This window comes from Micromonospora sp. NPDC006431 (genome assembly GCF_042870725.1).
Lineage (GTDB): Bacteria > Actinomycetota > Actinomycetes > Mycobacteriales > Micromonosporaceae > Micromonospora.
Map to the genome: position 1 here is coordinate 39,957 of NZ_JBIAHQ010000012.1, position 20,003 is coordinate 59,959.

The window sequence follows — 20,003 nt, forward strand, 5'->3', positions numbered from 1 at the left end:
GACCGTTCCGCAAATTGGCCTGCGGCTCGACTCGGAGTCCCCGCAGGTCAGCTCGATCTATTTGAGAGATCAAGGAGCGGTGGCCTGGGAGCCGGAGGCGACCACGCGCGGGGCGCCTCGTCCCGCCCGACCACGTCAGCGCGGCCTGCCCCTCCGGCGGCGCATCAACCACAGCACCAGCAGCACGCCCACGACGATAACCACCAGGCAGCAGACCAGGCCCGCGCCGCCCCGCGGCCTGCTCCCGACGGCCACGACCACCCGCTCACCGGTCCCCGTGGACGCCCACGCCGCGAACGGCACGAACACCGAGAGCACGACCGCACCAAGGACGGCGACGAGCCGGGCAACCATTTGTTCCATGCAGACATGCCCTCATCCTCACCGATGCAGACACTCGGGACATGCCAGATGGGTGAGACAAGAAGCCACCGATACGGCGAAGAGCGTCGCGGCGGGTCCCTGTGCGTTGTCCCAGCCGTCCGACGCCGCCGACCTTGGTCCGCCGCTCAGAAATCCGCTGTTCGTCCGCGCTTGGGCCGCGCGTTCGGCGCCATGCCGACGGCGCCGCGACGTCCGGCCGGGGCCGCCTCGATCAATCCGCTACGCGGCTCCGGCTCTGGTAAACGATGTCCTGATAGTCGGGGTGGCGGGCGATCCAGCCCGCATAGAACGGACAGGTCGGCAGCACAGGGAGGCCAGCTGCGCGCGCTTCGTCCAAGGAGGTTCGGACGAGTGCGGCGCCGATCCCCCGACCCTCGTACCGGGGGTCCACCTCTGTGTGCACGAATGCGATCAAGTTGCTCGTTCGGATGTACTCCGCGAACCCCGCCAATGCGCCGTCGAGGCGCGCCTCATAGCGCCTCTCGGCAGGATTGTCGGTGACTTCGAGGGTCTCGCTCATCATGCTTCCTTCGGGTCGAGGGTCTCGCTGCGCGCCCCGAACCGAGTTCCGCTCGCGGCACGTGCAACGACAACCACCCTCCCGCCGATTTTCATCCCGACCCCGTGTACGGGGATTAGTGGACATCGACTGGGTTGGGCGACGCAACGTCAGCCCGGGAATCGCCGCCGGGAGCGTCCTCCTCGACGCCGCCGCCCCGCCCCTGATACTCAAGACCGACGCCAACTCCGAGGGCCCCCGGCCGAAGTGTTCGCCGGCATCCGGGCCGAGGTGGTGGCCGGCGGCCGCTCGCAGGTCTACAAGGACCTGTCCGAGGTCTTCTTGGGCTTCAACCACCCGGCGCGGCCGTCTCGCAGGGCAAGCGCGACGACTGCTGGGTCAGAGGCATGCGGGTCGGCATAAGAGCGCGGCGGCTGCATCGAGGCGTTCTCCGAGACGGACTTCGAACGAAGACCTCCCGAAGCTCGACATCCCGGTCCTGGTCGCGCACGACGACCAGATCGTCCCGTTCAACGCGTCCGCGCTGCGCAGCCGCTGCCTGTTCCTGGCCCATCCAGTGTCGGTCAAGGGCAGCATGGGCAGTACGTCGGCCGCGCCCACCTCGGCAAGACCACGGTCGAGGTCCACGACTACATCGACGAACACGTCGGCGTGCTCGCCGCTATGTGGCGCAAACGATCCCGCTCCTACACCCAACTCGGCTTACCGCCGTTGAGAGCGGCGGGCCGCTGATCGGACCTGCGCCGGTTTGTCAGCCGAGCCCGGCCCGGTCGAGACGATCCAGCAGGCTCGGCTTGCGGGCATGCTGCTCCCGCAACTGCCGCACACGCTGCAGAAACGCCTCGGTGTCGCCGTCCCGATCGGCCAGCGCCTTCAGATCGGATATCAGCGCGACGGCAGCGTCGTACTCCTTCGGCCGCTTCGTCTTGATCATCGCGGTCACCTGCTGCCACGCCTGCTCTTCTCGTCCGGTGAGCGCGTTCAGGTGTTGTTCGCGGGCGGCGGCGGCCGCCCGCTGTCGGCGTTCCCGCTCGGCCGCCTCGCGCTCGCGGGCGAGCCGCTGCCGTCGCAACCAGCGCTCCCCCGCGGCGGCCAACAGGTCCCCGACTGTGCGGCCACCGCCGGTGCCCTCGTTCGGGGTCGTGCCGTGGAAACGAGCCAGTAGTTCCGACCGCAGGTGCGTGTCGTCGCCGCGCAACAACCGTACGACGATCGCATCCTTCTCCGGCTCGGGCAGCGCCTTCGCCCAGTGGGACAGCGCCGCCACCGATGGCGTCTGCTCCTTGAGCGGTCTACTCGTCTCGGCTGCCACGGCGAGCAGATCCGGGTCCAGCCGCAGAAAGTCGACCAGGGCCCGAAGCGGCCCAGACAGGTCCCTTAGACCGGGCGGTACCGGCGGCTCCTTCTCGTCCTCGTCCAGCTCGCGGCCCTGTACGCATAACAGCCATGCCAGGTACAGCAATCGTCGATCACCGGCGGCCAACTCCGCCCGAACGGGAAGGATCGCCGCGAGGTGGCCACCGCCGTCGTACTCCTCGTCGCCGTCCTCGTCCTCGCTGTGCAGGTCAACGATCACATGCGTGCGGGTCGCCCACGAACAGGCCGACTCCCCGACGCAGTACTCCGCGACGACGTCCGGAGACAACACCTGAACCGGCAGCCGCAACGCGATCCGGTGCGTGCCCCAGTTCGCCAGGTACAGGAACGCGTCGAAGTACCGCTCCATCCACTCCCGCGGGTCACCCTTCAGGTCACCCCACTGGTAGTCGTTGACGAAACTCGACGAGGTGATCCGCGCCCGCGTCGACAACGCCCGCAGCTCTCGCTGCTGCGCAGGCGTCAACGGCCGGTCGACAGCCACGAACTCGTAGTACTGGTACTCACTCACCGCCGATATCCTCCGCCATAGGGATCATCCGCCCGCCCAGTGGCCGGTACGCCTCGATCCACTCTGCTCCCGGCGGTGATGGCTCCGGCAAAGGAAGATCCCGGATCCCGATCGCCTGACGGATCCGACCTCGATGGCAGATCGCAACCACTCCGCCGTGGCGCAGATCGACCCGCCGCACCGCCACCTCAACACCCAGAACCTGCGTCATGAACGGCACCGACAGGTCGGCCTCGATCATGGTGTACAGGCCGGTCAACTGCTCGTCATCGTTGTAAGCGTCGACCGTCGACTCGCCGACCAACGGGTCCAGCTCGGCGCGGCTGAGTGAAAACACCGCGGCAGCCTATGCCAGTCCCGCGTTTCGTGCTGAACCACCATGCCCACCGAGCCGACCGCGGCCCCCGGGCGGCCAGCCGAAGGGCTGCCCCGACATGCTGCTACCAGCACGGGCTGTCCGGCCAACACCGCGCTGGCGTGGTTCCTCGCCCGCAGACCCCGACCTGCATGTTCACACCAAAACTGCCTGGCACCGACTCACGCTGGACGACGTGCGGTAACTGTTGCCTGACACGGACGGCACCACGAAGCGGACGCGCAGGCGGCAGGATGGACGCATGTTCCTCCTGCGCGCAACCGTGAAGCTGCGCCAACGCATCGGCCGGTCCGCCCCGCATGACGGCGAGCGGTCCACGACGTTGCTTGGCGACTGGTACGCCACCAGGTTGCCGTGGCGAACGCAGGTCGCACTGCTTGTCAACGAGCGCACGCTGCTGCCGGTGCTCATGCCCCTCGCGCCGGCCGCCACCATGCTGGCCCGAGTCGCCGACCAGGTGGGCGACGTGCTCGCCGCTCACAGCGTGCCCGACCTGGTGATCCGAGCCGAGGTCGACCAGATGCGCTCGTGGCGGATCGCGCCAACGGCCAATCGCAGCGTCGTCGGCATCATGAACGAGTTCGCCTTCCTCGCCGATACCTGGCGTGACGCCACAAAGCCGAATCTTTTCGATCTCGCCGTGCGGCTGGCCGCGACACCGTGCAGCCCGCTCTACCAGCGCCATGTCAGCCCCGACCGCGAGCTCGCAGCCCTCGTGCAACAGGTCAGCCCGTGAGGATCACGAGACGACCGCGCGACCCACGAGGGGCCGGATCGCTGATCCCGACCACTCGCCCGTCCGGCTGACGTCGACGAAAGATTCTTCCCGCCGCCCTCCCAGCGTTCACACCGCCGCCGCTAGCATCGCTAGTCATGAATACACGGAGCATCACCCGCTCGCGATCCGGGCGGTTGGTCACGGCGTTCGCGCTCGTCGTGGCTTTGGTGACCGGCGTCGCAGTGGCAAGCACCTCCGCGTCGGCCGCGACCGCGCTCACCGTCGCCCAGGCGCTGGCTGCCCAGGACGGCCGCACCGCCACCGTCACCGGTTACGTCATCGGTCAACCGACGGCGACGAACACGGTGATCACCTCCGGCTACACCGCCGACACCGCGATCGCCATCGCCGACACCGCCGGCGAGACCAGTACGGGCAGGATGCTCTACGTCCAGGTCACGGCGCCGTACCGGAGCGCCTTCGGGCTGCTCACCAATCCGGGCCTGCGGGGCAAGCTGGTCACCGCGACCGGCACGCTGACCGCGTACTTCAGCCATGGCGGGCTGAAGGACCCGACCGCGATGACCCTCGGCGGCACCACCCCCAGCCCGACGCCGACCGCCTCACCCACCCCGACCGGCGGGCCGTATGACCCGACCTACTACGCGAGCGCGATCGGCAAGACCGGCCCGTCCCTGCGCGGCGCCCTGCACTCGATCATCAAGGTGCAGACGAAGCTCAGCTACGACCAGGTGTGGGAGGCGCTGAAAGACACCGACCAGGACCCGGCAAATCCCAACAACGTGATCCTGCTCTACAGTGGCCGCTCGCAGAGCAAGGCCACCAACGGCGGCGCCGTTGACGACTGGAACCGCGAGCACGTCTGGGCCAAGTCGCACGGCGACTTCGGCACCGCCACCGGCCCGGGCACGGACGTGCACCACCTGCGCCCCGAGGACGTCACGGTCAACTCGACGCGCGGCAACAAGGACTTCGACAACGGCGGCGCCGCCGTCGCCCAGTGCCCCGGCTGCTACACCGACGCCGACTCGTTCGAGCCGCGCAACGCGGTCAAGGGCGACGTCGCCCGCATGATCATGTACATGGCGATCCGGTACGAGGGCGACGACGGCTGGCCGAACCTGGAGATAAACAACTCCGCCGCCAACGGCACCACCCCGTACCTGGGCCGACTGTCGGTGCTGCTCGCATGGCACCAGCTCGACCCGCCGGACGCCTTCGAGAAGCGCCGCAACCAGGTCATCTACGAACGCTGGCAGGGCAATCGCAACCCCTTCATCGACCACCCGGAGTGGGCCACCGCCATCTGGGGCTGATCCCTTCGCCGGGCCGCCCGGTACGTCGCAGGTCACCCGCTCGGGGCCGTACGGACCCGGCGGGTGCGGGTACGACAACCGGGTGGCCCGGCCCGGCCCCCGCCGCGCCGCGGCTGCCTTCCACCGGCTGCCTCCCACCGACGGGCGACAAAGCGGCCCGGGATCGAGCATCTGCGAAGTCCAATCACTTCGCTCCGAAAATTGCCGATGACCGACACTCTCAGTAGTCCGTACATAACTCGCCGACGCCAACAACTGAACAGCAGGACCACTGCCAGTGGGGATCCATGTCCCGGTCAGTCTGGGAGCACGGTCTCGCCCGTGGACACGCTCCGACCGTGCGCAACTGGGGCGCGTCGTCTGCCTGGTCGTGCACGTACTGGAACAGGGTTTTGGCACCGTACACGGTTCGCCTGCCCCGGCCGACGCCCGTGAACGTCCCCAGCTGTCCGGCGTCCGGGGCGACCACCCCCACCCGCACGCCGGTGTGGGCGACGGGGGAACATAGGGGATGCTCGAAGGCCTTGACGACATCGAGTGGCGGCGGCTTGGCCACGCCTACGGGGCGGCCGACGACCTGCCCGGCCAGATCCGCGCCCTGCGTTCGCCCGATCCGGCTGAACGAGATGACGCCCTCGGCACTCTTTACACCAACATCTTCCACCAGGGCAGCCGGTACCAGGCGAGCGCCTACGCGGTGCCGTTCCTGTTGGAACTCCTCGCCGACCCCGCCACTCCGGACCCGGCGGCGATACTCGCCCTGCTGACCTCCCTGGCGGTCGGCTACGACGAGAACTTCCTGCCGGACGGCTTCCCGGTGACCGACTTCCGACGGGCCGCCGAAGGCGGGCGAGAGCTGCTGGCCGCCAAGCCACTTCCCTGGACCGGCGAGGACGAGGCGAAGAAGGAGTACGTCGAGTACGCGTATGTCCAGTCCCTGGCCGCAGAGGAGCAGAACCGGCTGTGGTCGTACATCGAACTGGCGGTGTACGACGCGGTACGGGCCGGGGTGCCGCTGTTCCGCATTCTGCTGGGCCACCCTGATCTGGGGGTGCGAATCGGGGCGGCGCACGCCCTCGCCTGGTTCCCCGAGGAGGCCACCGGCAGCCTGCCCGCGCTGACTCACGCGACCGCGGCCAGACTGGAGCCCGACCGGGTGGAGGTCGTACCGGAGCCCGGTGCGGTGGCCACCATGCTGGTGGCCTCCGGGTTGCTTGGCGCCGCGCCAGACGTCCGGTTGCTGGCCGACCCGCACCCGCTGGTCCGCTGGGCCGTCGCGATCGGGCGGGCCCGGGTACTGGGTGCGGAGGCCGACGAGGCGACGGTTGACGAGCTGTTGGCCTGGACAGCCGCCCCGCCCGATGACGCGGTGAACTCGCTGGCGGACGCGGGGTGGGTGCCGTTCCTCAATGGAGACCTGGGTGGGTACGCCGGACTCGCCCTGCGGCAGCTCGGCCCCCAGCAGGCGGACCGCGCCTTCGACGCGCTGCTCCGCCGGCTGCCCACCGTCAGTGGCGACCAGTCGTTGACAGTGCTGGGAGAGGCGTTGCGCCTCGCGTTCCCGGATGGGCCGCGGCCGGCGGCGGCGCCCGCTGCGGCGTTGGCGCCGCGACAGCAACGGCTCGTCGAGGTGCTGAGCCGGTCACCCGATCCCTGGCTGATCGACGGGCAGGACTTCGGCAACGTCGCTATGCTCGTTGACGAGTACGGGCTGCCGGACAGCCGCAAGGCGCTGCTCGCGTACCTCGCGCGTCTGCCGTAGACCGCCGCGCGCCCCGCGTAACGGACCCGGACCCGAGCGTCGTCCCCCTATGGGCCGGGTCCAGTCGCTCGACGAGCTCGATAACCTCCTGCGCGAAGGTCAGGTCTCCTGGCAGACCACGACCACCTGGAAGGCCTTCACCTACCCGGACTTCTTTAAGCTGCACCGGATCCTGGCGTTGTTCGACACCCCGCCGACCGACGGGCGGGTGATATGCGTCGACGAGTTCGACCCGCTCGACCTCTACCGCGCATGGGCAAGGCCTGGCGGCCGGCAGGCAGGCCCCGCCGACTGCAGGCGACGTACAACCGCTACGGCGGGGTGATGCACATGCTCCCGCTCTCGACCTGGCCACCGGCCAGATCTACTACCGGATCCGGAAGCGCAAGCGGTGGCGGGAGTTCCTCGCTCTGCTGAAGGTCCTATGGGAGCGCTGGCCGACGGGGAGCCGTACCTGGCGCTGGACAACTTCTCCCCGCACAAGCACGCCGAGGTCCGCAGCTGGGCCGCCGACAACGACATCGAACTGGTCTTCCTACTGACCTATGGCTCCTGACTGAACTGGATCGAGTCCGAGTTCGCGGCCCTGCGCTACGTCGCCTTCAACGGCACCGACCACCGCAGCCACGACGAGCAGAACGCCGTCATCGCCGCCTACATCCGTTGGCGGATCAGCCGAGCGGAGCCGAAGACGCGTTTTGCGCCCGAGTCCCCGATCCGGCAGTGGACCGCATATCCGGCCAGAGCTGCGTGACGAGCCCCCCGACAGCCGGTCGCTGCGCTGTTGTCGCGGCCAGCGAGATCAAGTAGCGTCGTCCGACGTGAACACCGGACCGGCGCTACGCCACACACGGATTGGCCACCCGGTGGAGGGCTGATCGCACGGTGGGTGCGGAGAAGGCACCCCAGTTCGGCACGCGGACCTCCCAGCGCTCGCGCACCGTGAGCCCGTTCTTCGTGTCGCGCAACAGCGAGGTCAGCCGAATGACAGTCAGGTTCAACCACACCATCATCGCCGCCAAGGATCGCAACGGGTCGGCTCGGTTCTTCCGGGAGCTGTTGGAACTTCCGGAAGCACCGTCCTGGGGTCCGTTCACCAACATCCAACTCAACGATGGGGTGCTGCTTCAGTTCGCCGAGCCGCCGGTGGAGATCCAGATGCAGCATTACGCGTTTCTGATCGACGACGATCTGTTCGACCGGGCGTATCGGCGGCTGTGTGATCGCGGCATCGCGCACTGGGCCGATCCGCAAATGCGACGCCCCGGTGAGATCAACAACGAGCACGGCGGTCGAGGGGTCTACTTCAAGGATCCCGCCGGTCACGCGATCGAGCTGATCACCCGCCCATACCTGTAACCGAGGGATGGCCTGGTCGGGCGCCCGAAGCGCGGCGCCCGACCAGGCAACCGGCGCGACCATGTTGCTCCAGGCCGCCACCGGTGATCGCACAAGCCGGCGCCCTCAACGGGGGTTTTTCAGGTCGAAGTAGCTATCGCAGGAGCTGGTCAGCCCGGTGATTGCAGGCCGGCCACCGTGTCCCGGGCGCAGAGATAGAGCTTCTGGTTTCGACTGCGGCCGTGGTGGCGCGTTAACCCCTTGGCCGCCTCAAGGTTGAGAACGATCCGCGCGGACACTTTCTGGCACCCACACGCCCCGAGACCCAGGCGTGGCGGTGCTCCCCGATCACCTGTGGACCGGGGAGCACCGCAGAGGGCGGCGGCGGGGTCAGCCCTGGCGGCGGTTCCAGGGGCCGGTGACGGCGTACGTGATGCCCGGGTTGTAGACGTTGAAGAACATGGTCCGGCCGTCGGCGGAGAACGTCGCACCGGCCAGCTCGCCGTACTCCGGGTCCCCGGCGGTGCCGACGTTGACCCGGTTGCGTGCAAAGGCGAACACCTTGCCGTCGGCGGTCGTACCAAGGATGTGCTGATCCCCGACCCCGTCCTCGCACATCATCAGCCCCCCGTACGGCGACATGCAGATGTTGTCCGGGGCGTCGAACTCCGGGTTCTCCGGCGCCGGCGTCGGACGGGTGAAGATGGTCTCCAGGCGCAACGTGTTGGCTCGCGGGTCGTACCGCCAGACCTGGCCGTCGTGGTCGCGGGCCGAACCCAGCTCACGCCGGGCGAACGACGAGACGAAGTAGGCGCAGCCGTCCTTCTCCCCCCACCAGGCGCCCTCGATCTTGTACCCAGCGGTGATCGGCTTGCGGTAGTCCTGGGCACGGACCGACTCCGTCGTCGCCAGCGGGTCCGGCACGTCGAGCCATTCGATGCCGGAGAAGGACGTGCCCGCCGTCGTCACCACCGACAGGTCCGGCAGGTCCGGGACGTGCAGAGCCTGCAGCACGCCGCCTGCCCGTAGGCTCCCGTGTCCGCCGAGCGGTCGGTTCGGCAGGAAGCGGTAGAAGCTGCCCAGCGGCGCCACGAACGCGTCCTCGGTCTCGTAGACGATGCCGGTGTGCGGGTCGACCGCGACCGCCTCGTGCTGGAACCGTCCCATCGCGGTCAGCGGTGTCGGATCGGTGTTGCGAGCACCGTCGTACGGGTCAACCTCGAAGATGAATCCGTGGTCCTTTGTGTACCCGCGGGTCCCCGCCTTGTCTTCGGTCTCCTCACAGGTCAGCCAGGTATGCCAGGGCGTCCGGCCACCGGAACAGTTGATGGCCGTGCCGCCCAGGCTCACGTGCTCAGAGACGGCGCGGTTCGACGCGTCGACGGCGAGCGTGGTGGTTCCGCCCCCGGCGGCCGGGTCGTACGTACGTTCCGGCGGAGCGACGACCGTAATCTTCGCGGTCGGGGAGCACTCATGGTTACGGACCAGGCGAGCGCCGCGCGCCTCGTCGGCGAAGGCACCCATACCGTCGAACCGGCTCGGCACGATGCCACCGTCCGCCCGGACGGTGCCTTCGCGCGACAGCACCCTGTAGCGGAAGCCCACCGGCAGGTCAAGCATGCCGGCCGGGTCAGGCACGAGCGGACCGTACCCGACCTCCGGGCCGGACACCCCCAGCGCGGGTGCCGCCGTGAACAGGGCGTCGACCGAACCGACCACGGCCACAGCAAGACCGGCGCCGGCCGAGCGGGACAGGAACTGGCGGCGAGACATAGACACGGACAAGCCTCCTAGACGTCACAGACCGTAGCGGGCCGACGTGGACCGCGGCGGACGGATCAACCGGCCGACCCGCATCGATTCGAGCCGCTCGATCCACTACGTTACATCCCGCCCCACCCGTCAAGATGCCGATCGATTTGATCCCGCCAACTGTGACAGCCGACTTGGCTCAGCCGAGCTGCCATAGCCCGCACCGCGGCCTCCCGACCAACCAAGCTTCCTGGTGGCGGATAGCCGATGCCCAATTCCTCCAGCGATGCCCGCAACACCTCGGCGACTTGATGGCCTGAGCCGCGCAGCTCGCGAACCGACACAGCGGCGAGCATCCGAAGCGAGGGCGTGTCGAGACCGTCAACGAGAGCATCACAGGCAGCAGAGATCACCTCGGCGGCATCGCTGGGATCTCGGCGACAAGGTCGACCGCGATCAGTGATTCGGGCATCTTCGGTGTGGCCGGCTGCCACACTCTGTCGTGTGGTAGGTAGGGACGACGGGGCGCCCGATGGCAGGTCAGCGCGAGCGCCGCGCGGCATTCGACCGCTACGCGAGGGCGTCGGCGTAACCAGCGTGGAACTCTTCTTCGATCTGGTGTTCGTCCTCGCGTTCATCCAGGTCGTTGCGTTGATGGAAGACGACTTCACCAGTCACGGCGTGCTGAACGGGATGCTTGCGCTGGCCCTGTTGTGGTCGACGTGGTCCATCTATGCCTGGTTGGGCAACAGCCTCCAAGCTCGGGTCGGGCTGATCCGGATCGCGCTGCTGTTTGTGACAGTAATCGCCCTTGTGATGGCGGTGGCGGTCCGGCAGGCATTCACCGACCTCCGGGGCGCGGCTGTCTCCGGCCCGGTGGTGTTCGTCGCGTGCTTCGTGGTCGTTCGGCTGGTGCATCTGGCGGTGCGCTGGTACGCCATTCCAGACACGGGGCCGCGCATCGTACTGCTGATCGCCGCGCCACTGTTTGTCGCCTCCGTCCTTCTGTTCTCCGCCGCCGTCGTGCCGCAGCGACTGTTCCACGACCCATGGCTGGTCAAGGCGAGCCAGACCGGGCTCTGGATACTCGCCATCATCATCGACTATGGCCGTGCCCTGGTGATGCGGTCGTGGGGGTGGCACATCATCTCGGCCCGGCACTGGGCGGAGCGGCACGGCCTCATCGTGCTCGTCGCCCTTGGCGAGTCGCTCATAGCGGTTGGCCTGACCAGCAGCGGCGTGCCGATGACTCGATGGCTCATCGCGGCCCTCGTCTTCGCCATCGTCACCGCCGCCGCATTGGGCTGGACCTATTTCGACGTCGTCGCGATCGCCGCCGAGCGGACGCTGAGCCAGAACCCCGGCCAGCGGCGGGTCGCCTACGCCCGCGACGCCTACAGCTATCTACACCTGCCGCTGATCGCCGGCATCATGCTGTTCGCCCTCGGCTTGCACAAAGTGGTGGCGATCATCAAAGAGAACGAACTACACCATTCGCCCGCGAGACTGGAAAGCCTGGGCCTCTACGCCCTCTACGGTGGAGCAGCCCTGTTCCTGCTCTCCCACGCCGGCTTCCAACTGCGGATCACGCGCCTGCTCAGCCGGGTCATCTGGCCACGACTGATTACCGCAGCGCTGCTGGTGGCGCTCATCCCGGCCGCCAGCCAACTTTCGGCAGTAGTAGCGCTCGGCCTGCTGGCGGCCGTCTGTGTCAGCCTGGTCATCACGGAGTTCCTCGTCGCCGACGAGCGGCGTAAAGAACTGCGCGAGGCCGCTCTGGCCGAGGGCTTTCGGCCAGAGGGCCCCTAGATCGGGCCGGCGCCGAACTAACTGTCAGACCCGAAAATCTAACGGTGAGTGGGTAGTCGGCAGCACCCGGCGCAGCGCAGCGGAGCCGGGTTTGGGTGGGTGGGTCAGGCGGCTTTGGGTTCGGCGATGACGGCTTTGCCATCGCGGATGGTGATCTGTTGACCAGTGATGGCCTGGAGTTGTGCGGCGAGGTTGCGGGCCCGGCGCTGTTTATCGATACGTGTAGCGAAATGGTCGGCGCCGAGATCGCGGAATCGGACCGCGGGGTCGGACAGCAGGTGGTAGACGATGACCAGGACGGCGTTGCCGGTGGCTACGATCGCCTTCTGTTTGCCGCGGCGTTTGGCGATGCGTCGGTGTCGTGCGCCGAGGAAGGTATCGGTGCGGCAAGCGCTGCCTGCGATGTTGCCCAGGGTGGCGGCCAGCCACGGGCTACCTTTTGATCGGCCCTTGTTCTTCTTCTTTCCAGCGGACTCGTGGGTCTGGGGACAGAACTTGGCCCACGACACCAGGTGCGCGTCGGACGGGAAGCGGGTCATGTCCACGCCCACCTCGGCGATCAGTTCCTGAGCGGCGGTGGGGCCAACCGCGGTGATCTCAGCCAGCTGGGCCACCTGGTGGGCGAAAGGGGCGACCGCCTCGGCAACCGCGGTGTCCAAAGCGGCGACCTGTGCGCTGAGCCGGTCGATGTTGTCCAGCATCATCGCCAGGATCGCGCCGTGGTGATCGGTAAAGAACCCCCGCAGCGCCTCCTGCAATTGCGCGATCTTCACACGCAGTCGGCCCCTGGCCATCTGAGCGAGAACCACCGGGTCGCGCTGCCCGTCGATGAGCGCCTGAAGTATCAGCCGCCCGGACACCCCGAACACGTCGCTCACCACAGAGGTGATCTTGATCTGGGCGTCCTCGAGCAGTTTCTCCACCCGCTGCATCTCACGCGCCCTGGTACGCGCCGGCGCTACCTTCATCAACGGCCATCTCGTCGAGCGCTCTGCCGAGCAGGTTGCCTGATCGTCTAGCCTGGCCGCATGCCATCGCCTGATCGTCTGGCCGCCTTCGCGCTCGCGTCGTTCGTACTGATCCTCATCCCGGGTCCCGCCGTGCTATTCGCGATCAGCCGCGCCTTGGCGTACGGCCGACGGGTCGCGCTGACGACCGTCGTCGGTGGGGCGGCTGGCAGCTTCACCGCCGCCACGGCCGTCGCTATTGGCGTAGGCGCCATCGTCCAGACCTCCGCCGTGATCTACACCGTGATCAAGCTTGCCGGCGCCGCATACCTGATCTACCTCGGCGTCCAGGCGATCCGGCACCGTCGGGCGCTGCGGGAGGCATTTGAGGCGCAGGCGGCCCCGATCGGGGGCGGGCGCACGCTGGTGCAGGGATTCATCGTTGGCGTGACGAACCCGAAGACGGTGGTGTTCTTCGCGGCGATCCTGCCGCAGTTCGTCGACCCGTCCGCCGGGCATGCCACCCTTCAGATGGTGGTCCTGGGCGCGGTGTTCGCCGCGATCGCCCTGGCGATGGATTCCGTATGGGGCGTGGCGGCGGGTGCGGTCCGGTCCTGGTTCGCCCGCTCGGCGCGGCGCTTGGACCTGGTCGGCGGCGCGGCGGGTCTCACGATGGTCGGGCTCGGCGTCGGTTTGGCCGTCAGCGGCCGCAAGGAGTAGGTCAAGTAGTCGGGCGAGACCTCGTCGCCCGACTCTCACAGATTTGACGCAACGTCGGGTAGGTCGCCGGCACCACGTTGATCAACGGTGAACCCGTCGAACGACCGAACGCATCCCCCGCGGCCCAACAGCTACTGCCCAATCCACAGGTATTGACAATTCATCGTTGGTCGTTGCACAGGCGGCATAGCGCGATGGTGTGGAGGGCATGGTTGGCGCCGCGGTCGCCTCCTCGGTCCAGGCGATGGCGGCGTACCCGTCCTGAGCTGGCGGGGATTGGTGCTGCGCCGCAGAGGTGGGCTAGGTTGTGTATCGAAGTCGGGTAGGGCGTGTCGGTGATCGACAGATGGCGAGGCCTCCGGTAGAGGGTTCATCGACCAAGAAGAACCTGAGTACCGGAGACCTGAGGCCACCATAGCGGTGACGAGGCGATACGACCTGACCGCCCAGTGGATGGTGTTGGAGTCGCTGCCGCCTGCAGGTAAGCGGCCGGGTCGACGGTCGCGTCCGCGCGGGTGGTGTAAGAGACGGCCATCGCGGGACCTGGTCTGATGCTCTTCAGAACGCCGGCCCACCAGTGATGGGCCGGCGTTCTCCATTGCCAGGCTCACCGGCTGGGCAGTGAGACGGCGGTGCTTAATGTTGCGCGAGCCCGTTGAAGCACCCTTCCATGACGTCGCCGTTAAACGATCCCTCATCGCCTACGACTACTGAATCTTCAAGAAATCAATCATCTGGTGGCGGTGCAGGGCCGCCACGTCAGCCCTCACGCCGGTACGCCCGACACGGCGTCCGCGACGTTGCCGCGGTTGCAGGTGGTGGTGGAGATGCTGGGGGCGTTCACCGTCGGGCCGTAGACGACGTACCGCTGGCCCGTCTGCACGTTGCGGCACTGGATCTGGACCCGGTAGGTGCCCGTGTCGCACTGGGCGGTACCGCGGCCGTAGTAGTGGTTGGTACCCTCGTGGACCCACTCCGCCCACGAGACGCAACCGGTGACACCGACTGTGGGCAGCGGGTCTTCGACGGGGTACACGCCTTCGGCGACGTTCCCGCTGTAGCACTGGGTGGTGGCCGTACCGGGGGCGTTCACCGCGTATCCGCCGTAGACGACGTATCCCACGCCTGTCTGCATGTTGCGGCACTGGAGCTTGACCTTGTACCGGCCGGTGGCGCACTGCACGTTGCCGCGACCGTAGTAGTAGCTGTTACTCCCCTCCTGGACCCACTCCACCCAGGTCGTGCAACCGGTGGGGGCGGCCTGGACGCCCAGGTCGGAGTGCGCCACTGCGTGGGCCGGTGCCGGGGCTGCCTGGGCGGGAGCGGCCTGGGCGGGGGCGGCCACGGCGGAAAGGCCGAGAACAGCCGCCGCGACCAGTGAAAGCGAATGCCTGATCAAGTCTGTCTCCTGAAGGGATGGGGAGAATTCGCCGAACGGCAGGGACCATATTAAGCAGCGCTTTGACGGGCGTCTATAGGGCGGCGGGAAACTGCGCTTTTGTCGTGGCCGGGGACGGCGGGTTGGAGCGTTTTCACAGGTCCGAGCCGCTATGACGTTCGGGTACCGTTCGATCCCCTGTGGAGCTGCCCCGTCCATGCGCCCGCGCCCTCGCCTCGACGGGCATAGGAATTGCGTCGGAGTCCGAACTCCTGATGACAAGGACCGTTTTGTCGCCAGGGAAGGCAGGAGGAGGTCGGGCGAGGTGCCGGGCACCGGGTCGTTGGCAAGGGGATCTCCGTGTTCGGCCCGCACGGCGGCTGGCGGGTCGCGAAAGGGGAAGCCCCGCTGCGGCAGCCGCCCGGCCTGAGGTAGGCAGCGTCGCTCATAGCCAGAAGGCGGGCCGGCCGGCATGGCGGCCCGCCTTCTGGCGCATCACGGCGGGCTGGTTGATTGTTCAAACTCGATGGGTGTGACGGCGTTCTCGTCGCAACGCCGCTGCGGTGCCAGTCGCCAGCGCCTGGCGCGCACCTGCTGGACCTCGTCGCCGGACAGCTGGGCGTAGGCGGATGATGCTCGTGTGGGGCTTCACGGTTACAGTTGCAGGGCGGCGCTGAGCGCGGCCAGGTACGCCCCGGCCTGTGCCCCGTTGACCAGCCGGTGGTCGTAGGCCAGCCCGAGGTCCGCCATCATCCGCTCGCGCAGCTCACCTCCGACGTCCAGCACGACCTCGCGGTGCACGTCGGGCACCGACAGGGCACAGGTGACGCCGGGCGGGATGATCGGCTGGGCGTAGATCACGCCGGGGGTGTTGTTGAGCGCGACCAGGAAGTTCATCCCGGCCATGTCGTCCTCGCGTAGCCGGTTGCGCAGCGCCTTCATCCGCAGCTCGACCACGGTGTCGGCGAGGTCGCCCAGGTCCAGGTTCGCCACGTCGCGGATCACCGGCAGGAACAGGCCGGTGCCGACGTCCACGGTGAGCGCGACCGACGGCTGTGCCGCCTCGATGACCCAGCCGTCGCCGGTGAGCTCGGCGTAGAGGGCGGGGAACTGCTCGTGCAACCTGGCCACGGCAGCGATGACAACCTCGGTCAGGCTGACATCGGCGCCGGTATCGTCGGCGGCCCGGCGCGCGTACGCGAGGGCGGCGGTCACGTCGACCCGCGCGGCGGTGAAGGCGGCCGGGATCTCCCGGTGTGAGGTCGCCACCACGTCGGCGATGCGGCGTTGCGACGGTGGCAGCGGCCGCCCCGGCAGCGCCGGTTGCGTCACCACGGACGGCTCAGCGGCCGGAGGTGCCGCAGCAGGGAAGGCATCGGCGGACAGGATGTAGCCGATGGTCGAGCCCGGGAGGCAGTTGGCCCCGGCGGCGAGGTCCTGGCGCAGGAGGCCCGCGTGCGTCGCTGCCAGCTCCTCGATCGCCTTGGAGGTCTCGACCGCCGCGATCACCTGTCCGATCTCGACGGTGGCGCCGGCTGGGACCAGCCACTCCAGCAGCACATAGGTGTCGTCGTTGCTGTTGAGCTTGGGTACGCTCACCGCGACGCCCTGCTCCGCCGCCCGCGCCTGGCGCAACCTGGTCAGCGGCGAACCGGCCCTGGGAGCCGGAGCCGTACCAGCGCCTAACGGCTCCGTGGGCGCCTCGCCAGCGAGCACTACAACCGGCGCCACCTGCGCCACAACCGTGCCGGGCGTTTCCCATGACGGCGCAGCCCGATCGCGGCTCGCCGCTCCCGACGTGGCAGGCTCGCCAGTGGAGCGGTGCATGATCCGTTCCAGGATCGTGTCCGTGCTGAGCAGGACCGCCCGTTCCAGGTGCGGTGCCGACGGAATGATGCTGGCGGCCGAGCTGACAAGTTCGATCGGCCGACGCAGCAGCGGCCACGCGGCGGCGTAGAGCCGGGTGGCGACCTCGCTCCCCCAGGTGCCGCCAGCCGTGCTCTCCTCGGCGATGATCACGCCGTCCGCACCGTCGAGCAGGCCGAGCACACCGTCGACATCGAAGGGGTAGAGCCGGGCTGGGACCAGCACCTCGACATTGCGCCTCTGCTCCCAGGCCTTTTTGGCGGCGGCGATCGCCCGGTTGGCGACCCCGCCGGGCGCGATGACCAACGTCGGCGCGGCGGCGGCAGCCGGGTCGTAGACGCGGGCCCAGTTGCGGTCCGCACCCAGCAGCTCGAAGGCGAGGCGGTCGTCGACGCGGTTGTCCACGTACCTCCGCTGGGTGTAAAGGATCTTGTCCTCGAACAGCATGGACGGTTCGCCGCGGCGCAGCGCGGCGGCGAGCACGTCGGCCGCGTCGTGCAGTGGCGACAGCTCGAAGAGCGCGAGGTGCGGGATGCCGATGAAGTGCTTCTGCACGCTCTGGCTGTGCGTCGGGCCGTAGCCCCGCCCACCTCCGACGGGGCAGCGGATCACGACCCGCATCGGGGTGTGCTCGCCATACATGGCGACGGATTTGGTGAGGAAGTTGATGATCTGGTCGAAGGCGAGGCCGACGAAGTCGCCGAACATGATCTCGACGATGACCGTGTCACCGCAGAGCGCCAAGCCACCCGCGACGCCGGTGATGCCGTTCTCGCTCAACGGCGTCGACAGCACCCGGTCCGGGTAGGCCGTCGACAGGCCCTGGGTGACCTTGAAGGCGCCGCCGTAAGGGTCGACGACATCCTCGCCCAGCAGCCAGGCCCGCTCGTCGGCGGCGAACAGCTCGTGCAGGGCGCGGTTGAGGTTCTGGCTCATTCGTTCGGCGCGCGTCACGCCACGCCGCCGCTCACCAGGGGCCGGGCCAGCGCCGCGGCCGAGATCTCCGCGACCCGCTGCCGGGCCTGCGCGTCAGCGGCCGAAAACTGTGCCGGCCACGCGACCGCGTACCGCTGCAGCCAGTCGAGGTGGCGCAGCCGGCGAATCTCGTCGGCGGGGCGGGAGTCGTCGCCCTTGCTGTGCGGGCCGAGCCGGACCGTGTGCTGCACCAGCACATGCGGCTGCCGGTTGGCGCGGACCCGCTCGATGTGCGGCGCGGCGGCGGCACGCACCTCGTTGAGGTCCAGCGAGTCTGACTCGCTGAAGGTGATCCCGAACCCGGCGACCCGGCCGCCGATGGTCCCGGCCAGCTGCTCTGTGGTCGGGGTGGACTGGGCGATCCGGTTGTGCTCGACCACGACCAGCAGCGGCACCTGCCACAGCTGCGCCATGTTGAGCGCCTCGTAGAGGGCGCCTTCGCCCCAGGTGCCGTCACCGATGTAGGTCACCACGATCGCGTTCTGCCCGGTGCGGTTGAGGTGCAGCCCCACGCCGACCGCGGCGGGCAGGCTCTCGCCCTGCACGCCGGTGGACAGGAACCGTTCCCGGCGCAGGTGCTGGCTGCCACCGCGCCCCTGGCACACCCCGCCCTCCCGGCCGAGCAGTTCCGCCAGTAGGCCGTCCGGGTCAGCGCAGTGGGCCAGGTAGTGCCCGTGCCCTCGGTGGTTGCTGAACACGAAGTCCCCGGTCAGCAGCGGGGCCAGTGCGACTGGGATGTATTCCTGGCCGACGCAGGTGTGCGTGGTGCCGGTGATGTGGCCGTCGGCGTACAGGCGGAGCAGTTCCTCCTCGAAGCGGCGGATGAGCAGCCCGGTGCCGAGGTCGGCGTCGCTAAGCGGAGACGGCGCGGCGAACGTCATTCCTCGACGCCCCGCTGCGCGAGCAGCTCGCGCAGGTCCGCCACCGTCCGAACGGCCCGGATCTCCCGTGGGGTGATTGCGATCCCGTACGTGTCCTCGACTGCCGCGACGATTTGGAGGTGGCGCAAGCTCACCCAGGCCGCTGTGGTCGCGGGACCGGTCTGCGCGTCGACCTGATCGACCGGCAACGCCAGCACGTCGGCGACGAGCCGCACCAGGCGACTGGACATCCAGTGTCCCTTCCCAGAACGGATTTCAGGCGGCAGCGGCGGCGCGCTGTCAAAACCGATCGAGCGATCGATGCTTACACCTCGACGATGGTACAGGCCCAGTGCATTCCCCGGCCCAGCGAGATCAGCGCGACCCGGTCGCCTTCGCAGAGTTCACCGGCGGCGAGCAGGCGGCTCAGCCCGAAAAGCTGGTCCGCGGCACCGAGATGCCCGTGCTCGGCCGCCAGTTCCCGGTTGGTACGTGCCAGCGGCACCCCGTGCGCCTGTGCCAGGGACGCCATGGACCGCTCGTTGTCGCTGACCAGGATCAGGCGCGCCAGGTCGGCGACCTTCACGTCCGCCCGCTCGCAGGCCCGCTCGGTGACCCGCACGGCCCGCTCGTCGAGGTCCCGGGCGAACTGCTCGAACTGCTCGGCGTCGTAGTCGAAGAACTCCATCACGTTCCACACGTCGCGTACGGCAGGCGGTTCGGCACCTGGGCCGAAGGGGGCCGCCGCGCCGCCCACGTCGAGCCGGTAGAACGGGGCGTAGCGGCCGTCGGTGGCGGCCTCCGTGGCGAGCCAGCGCAGCCGGGAATGCCCGCGCCGGGCCACCGTGGCGACCGCGCCGTCGGAGAAGACCATCGGCTGCGTGTCCATCCGGTTCCAGTACGCCTCACAGGTCCGGTTCGCGGCCACCACCAGGGCGGTGGCGTACCGCGGGTGGGTGGCGAACTTGCCCGCGACAGTGTCGAAGCTGAGCACACCCGTCGTGCATGCCTGGGTGAGCAGCACCGCTTCGGCGTTAACCGCGCCGAGCCGGTGCGCCAGGTCGGCGGCGGCGTCCCAGTAGAGGTACTCGGTGAGGTCGGTGATGGCCAGCACCAGCAGGTCCACCTCCGCGGCGGCGAGCGTGGCGGCGTCGAGGGCCTGGCGGGCGGCCCGCTCGGCGAGGTCGGTGAGGCCCACCTCCGGCGCGCTGCGGTGCACCTGGCGGTAGCCGTACCCGAGGATCCGGTTCACGTCGTCGGTGTACTGCCCCACCACGTCCGCCACCGGTACCGGATCGCCGAGCGCCTCGCCAAAGGACACCAGCCCGAAGCTCATCGTTGCCCGTCCCACCGCAGATCCTTGGATGCATACC

The 20,003-nt window shown here is 68.6% G+C and carries 19 protein-coding genes and 1 pseudogene; 8 read left to right on the plus strand and 12 right to left on the minus strand.

Annotation, left to right across the window (positions count from 1 at the left end):
- Nucleotides 1–135: 135 nt before the first annotated feature.
- The 4 genes from ACFYM6_RS21155 to ACFYM6_RS21170 all read right to left on the minus strand — a co-directional run bounded on the left by ACFYM6_RS21155 (nt 136) and on the right by ACFYM6_RS21170 (nt 3,129).
- Nucleotides 136–363 carry a hypothetical protein gene (locus ACFYM6_RS21155; protein ID WP_387277870.1) on the minus strand — a complete coding sequence of 76 codons (228 nt, stop codon included), beginning with the start codon at nt 361–363 and terminating at the stop codon, nt 136–138.
- Between the two features lie 232 nt (nt 364–595).
- Nucleotides 596–1,030 carry a GNAT family N-acetyltransferase gene (locus tag ACFYM6_RS21160; protein WP_387278120.1) on the minus strand — a complete coding sequence of 145 codons (435 nt, stop codon included), beginning with the start codon at nt 1,028–1,030 and terminating at the stop codon, nt 596–598.
- A gap of 625 nt (nt 1,031–1,655) precedes the next feature.
- Entirely contained in the window at nt 1,656–2,792 is a 1,137-nt protein-coding gene (locus ACFYM6_RS21165) for a hypothetical protein (RefSeq protein WP_387277871.1), read from the minus strand.
- Complete coding sequence (locus ACFYM6_RS21170) at nt 2,785–3,129, minus strand: hypothetical protein (protein WP_387277873.1); 345 nt, start codon at nt 3,127–3,129, stop codon at nt 2,785–2,787. Before ACFYM6_RS21170 ends, ACFYM6_RS21165 begins: the two co-directional genes overlap by 8 nt.
- A 280-nt stretch (nt 3,130–3,409) precedes the next feature.
- Here ACFYM6_RS21170 and ACFYM6_RS21175 point away from each other — a divergent pair, with 280 nt between their 5' ends.
- The 6 genes from ACFYM6_RS21175 to ACFYM6_RS21200 all read left to right on the plus strand — a co-directional run bounded on the left by ACFYM6_RS21175 (nt 3,410) and on the right by ACFYM6_RS21200 (nt 8,344).
- Nucleotides 3,410–3,904 carry a DUF6933 domain-containing protein gene (locus ACFYM6_RS21175; protein ID WP_387277875.1) on the plus strand — a complete coding sequence of 165 codons (495 nt, stop codon included), beginning with the start codon at nt 3,410–3,412 and terminating at the stop codon, nt 3,902–3,904.
- A 137-nt stretch (nt 3,905–4,041) separates the two neighbouring features.
- Nucleotides 4,042–5,223 (plus strand): endonuclease, encoded by a 1,182-nt coding sequence (locus ACFYM6_RS21180; protein ID WP_387277877.1) that lies wholly within the window; start codon nt 4,042–4,044, stop codon nt 5,221–5,223.
- Nucleotides 5,224–5,734: 511 nt separating this feature from the next.
- Nucleotides 5,735–6,985: a hypothetical protein gene (locus ACFYM6_RS21185; RefSeq protein ID WP_387277878.1), complete on the plus strand. Its 1,251-nt coding sequence runs from the start codon at nt 5,735–5,737 to the stop codon at nt 6,983–6,985.
- Between the two features lie 49 nt (nt 6,986–7,034).
- Nucleotides 7,035–7,310: a hypothetical protein gene (locus tag ACFYM6_RS21190; RefSeq protein WP_387277880.1), complete on the plus strand. Its 276-nt coding sequence runs from the start codon at nt 7,035–7,037 to the stop codon at nt 7,308–7,310.
- Between the two features lie 99 nt (nt 7,311–7,409).
- The gene (locus tag ACFYM6_RS21195; RefSeq protein ID WP_387277882.1) at nt 7,410–7,541 is read left to right on the plus strand and encodes a hypothetical protein; all 132 of its coding nucleotides are present in this window, start codon (nt 7,410–7,412) and stop codon (nt 7,539–7,541) included.
- Between the two features lie 329 nt (nt 7,542–7,870).
- Nucleotides 7,871–8,344, plus strand: a complete 474-nt coding sequence (locus ACFYM6_RS21200) for a VOC family protein (RefSeq protein WP_387277884.1) — start codon at nt 7,871–7,873, stop codon at nt 8,342–8,344.
- A gap of 369 nt (nt 8,345–8,713) precedes the next feature.
- On the opposite strand, the gene ACFYM6_RS21205 is transcribed toward ACFYM6_RS21200, so the two are convergent.
- Entirely contained in the window at nt 8,714–10,096 is a 1,383-nt protein-coding gene (locus ACFYM6_RS21205; protein ID WP_387278122.1) for an alkaline phosphatase PhoX, read from the minus strand.
- A 576-nt stretch (nt 10,097–10,672) separates the two neighbouring features.
- Here ACFYM6_RS21205 and ACFYM6_RS21210 point away from each other — a divergent pair.
- Nucleotides 10,673–11,884: a low temperature requirement protein A gene (locus tag ACFYM6_RS21210; protein ID WP_387277886.1), complete on the plus strand. Its 1,212-nt coding sequence runs from the start codon at nt 10,673–10,675 to the stop codon at nt 11,882–11,884.
- A 104-nt stretch (nt 11,885–11,988) separates the two neighbouring features.
- On the opposite strand, the gene ACFYM6_RS21215 is transcribed toward ACFYM6_RS21210, so the two are convergent.
- Nucleotides 11,989–12,816, minus strand: coding sequence for a transposase (locus ACFYM6_RS21215; protein ID WP_387277888.1), 828 nt, complete (start codon nt 12,814–12,816; stop codon nt 11,989–11,991).
- Between the two features lie 96 nt (nt 12,817–12,912).
- Between ACFYM6_RS21215 and ACFYM6_RS21220 the strand changes: the two genes are divergently transcribed.
- Entirely contained in the window at nt 12,913–13,551 is a 639-nt protein-coding gene (locus ACFYM6_RS21220; RefSeq protein ID WP_387277890.1) for a LysE family translocator, read from the plus strand.
- Nucleotides 13,552–13,714: 163 nt separating this feature from the next.
- On the opposite strand, the pseudogene ACFYM6_RS21225 reads toward ACFYM6_RS21220, so the two are convergent.
- The 6 genes and pseudogenes from ACFYM6_RS21225 to ACFYM6_RS21250 form a co-directional block, all read right to left on the minus strand.
- Nucleotides 13,715–13,852: pseudogene (locus ACFYM6_RS21225) on the minus strand (transposase); the annotation flags it as partial.
- Nucleotides 13,853–14,317: 465 nt separating this feature from the next.
- The gene (locus ACFYM6_RS21230) at nt 14,318–14,950 is read right to left on the minus strand and encodes a hypothetical protein (RefSeq protein WP_387277892.1); all 633 of its coding nucleotides are present in this window, start codon (nt 14,948–14,950) and stop codon (nt 14,318–14,320) included.
- A 633-nt stretch (nt 14,951–15,583) separates the two neighbouring features.
- Nucleotides 15,584–17,731 carry a 2-oxo acid dehydrogenase subunit E2 gene (locus ACFYM6_RS21235; RefSeq protein ID WP_387277894.1) on the minus strand — a complete coding sequence of 716 codons (2,148 nt, stop codon included), beginning with the start codon at nt 17,729–17,731 and terminating at the stop codon, nt 15,584–15,586.
- A 14-nt stretch (nt 17,732–17,745) separates the two neighbouring features.
- On the minus strand, nt 17,746–18,651 hold the full coding sequence (locus tag ACFYM6_RS21240) for a thiamine pyrophosphate-dependent dehydrogenase E1 component subunit alpha (RefSeq protein ID WP_387277895.1): 906 nt from the start codon (nt 18,649–18,651) through the stop codon (nt 17,746–17,748).
- A complete protein-coding gene (locus tag ACFYM6_RS21245) occupies nt 18,648–18,881 on the minus strand; it encodes an acyl carrier protein (RefSeq protein ID WP_387277897.1) in 234 nt (77 codons plus the stop codon). Before ACFYM6_RS21245 ends, ACFYM6_RS21240 begins: the two co-directional genes overlap by 4 nt.
- A 74-nt stretch (nt 18,882–18,955) precedes the next feature.
- Nucleotides 18,956–19,981 (minus strand): 3-oxoacyl-ACP synthase III family protein, encoded by a 1,026-nt coding sequence (locus ACFYM6_RS21250; RefSeq protein WP_387277899.1) that lies wholly within the window; start codon nt 19,979–19,981, stop codon nt 18,956–18,958.
- Nucleotides 19,982–20,003 lie beyond the last annotated feature (22 nt).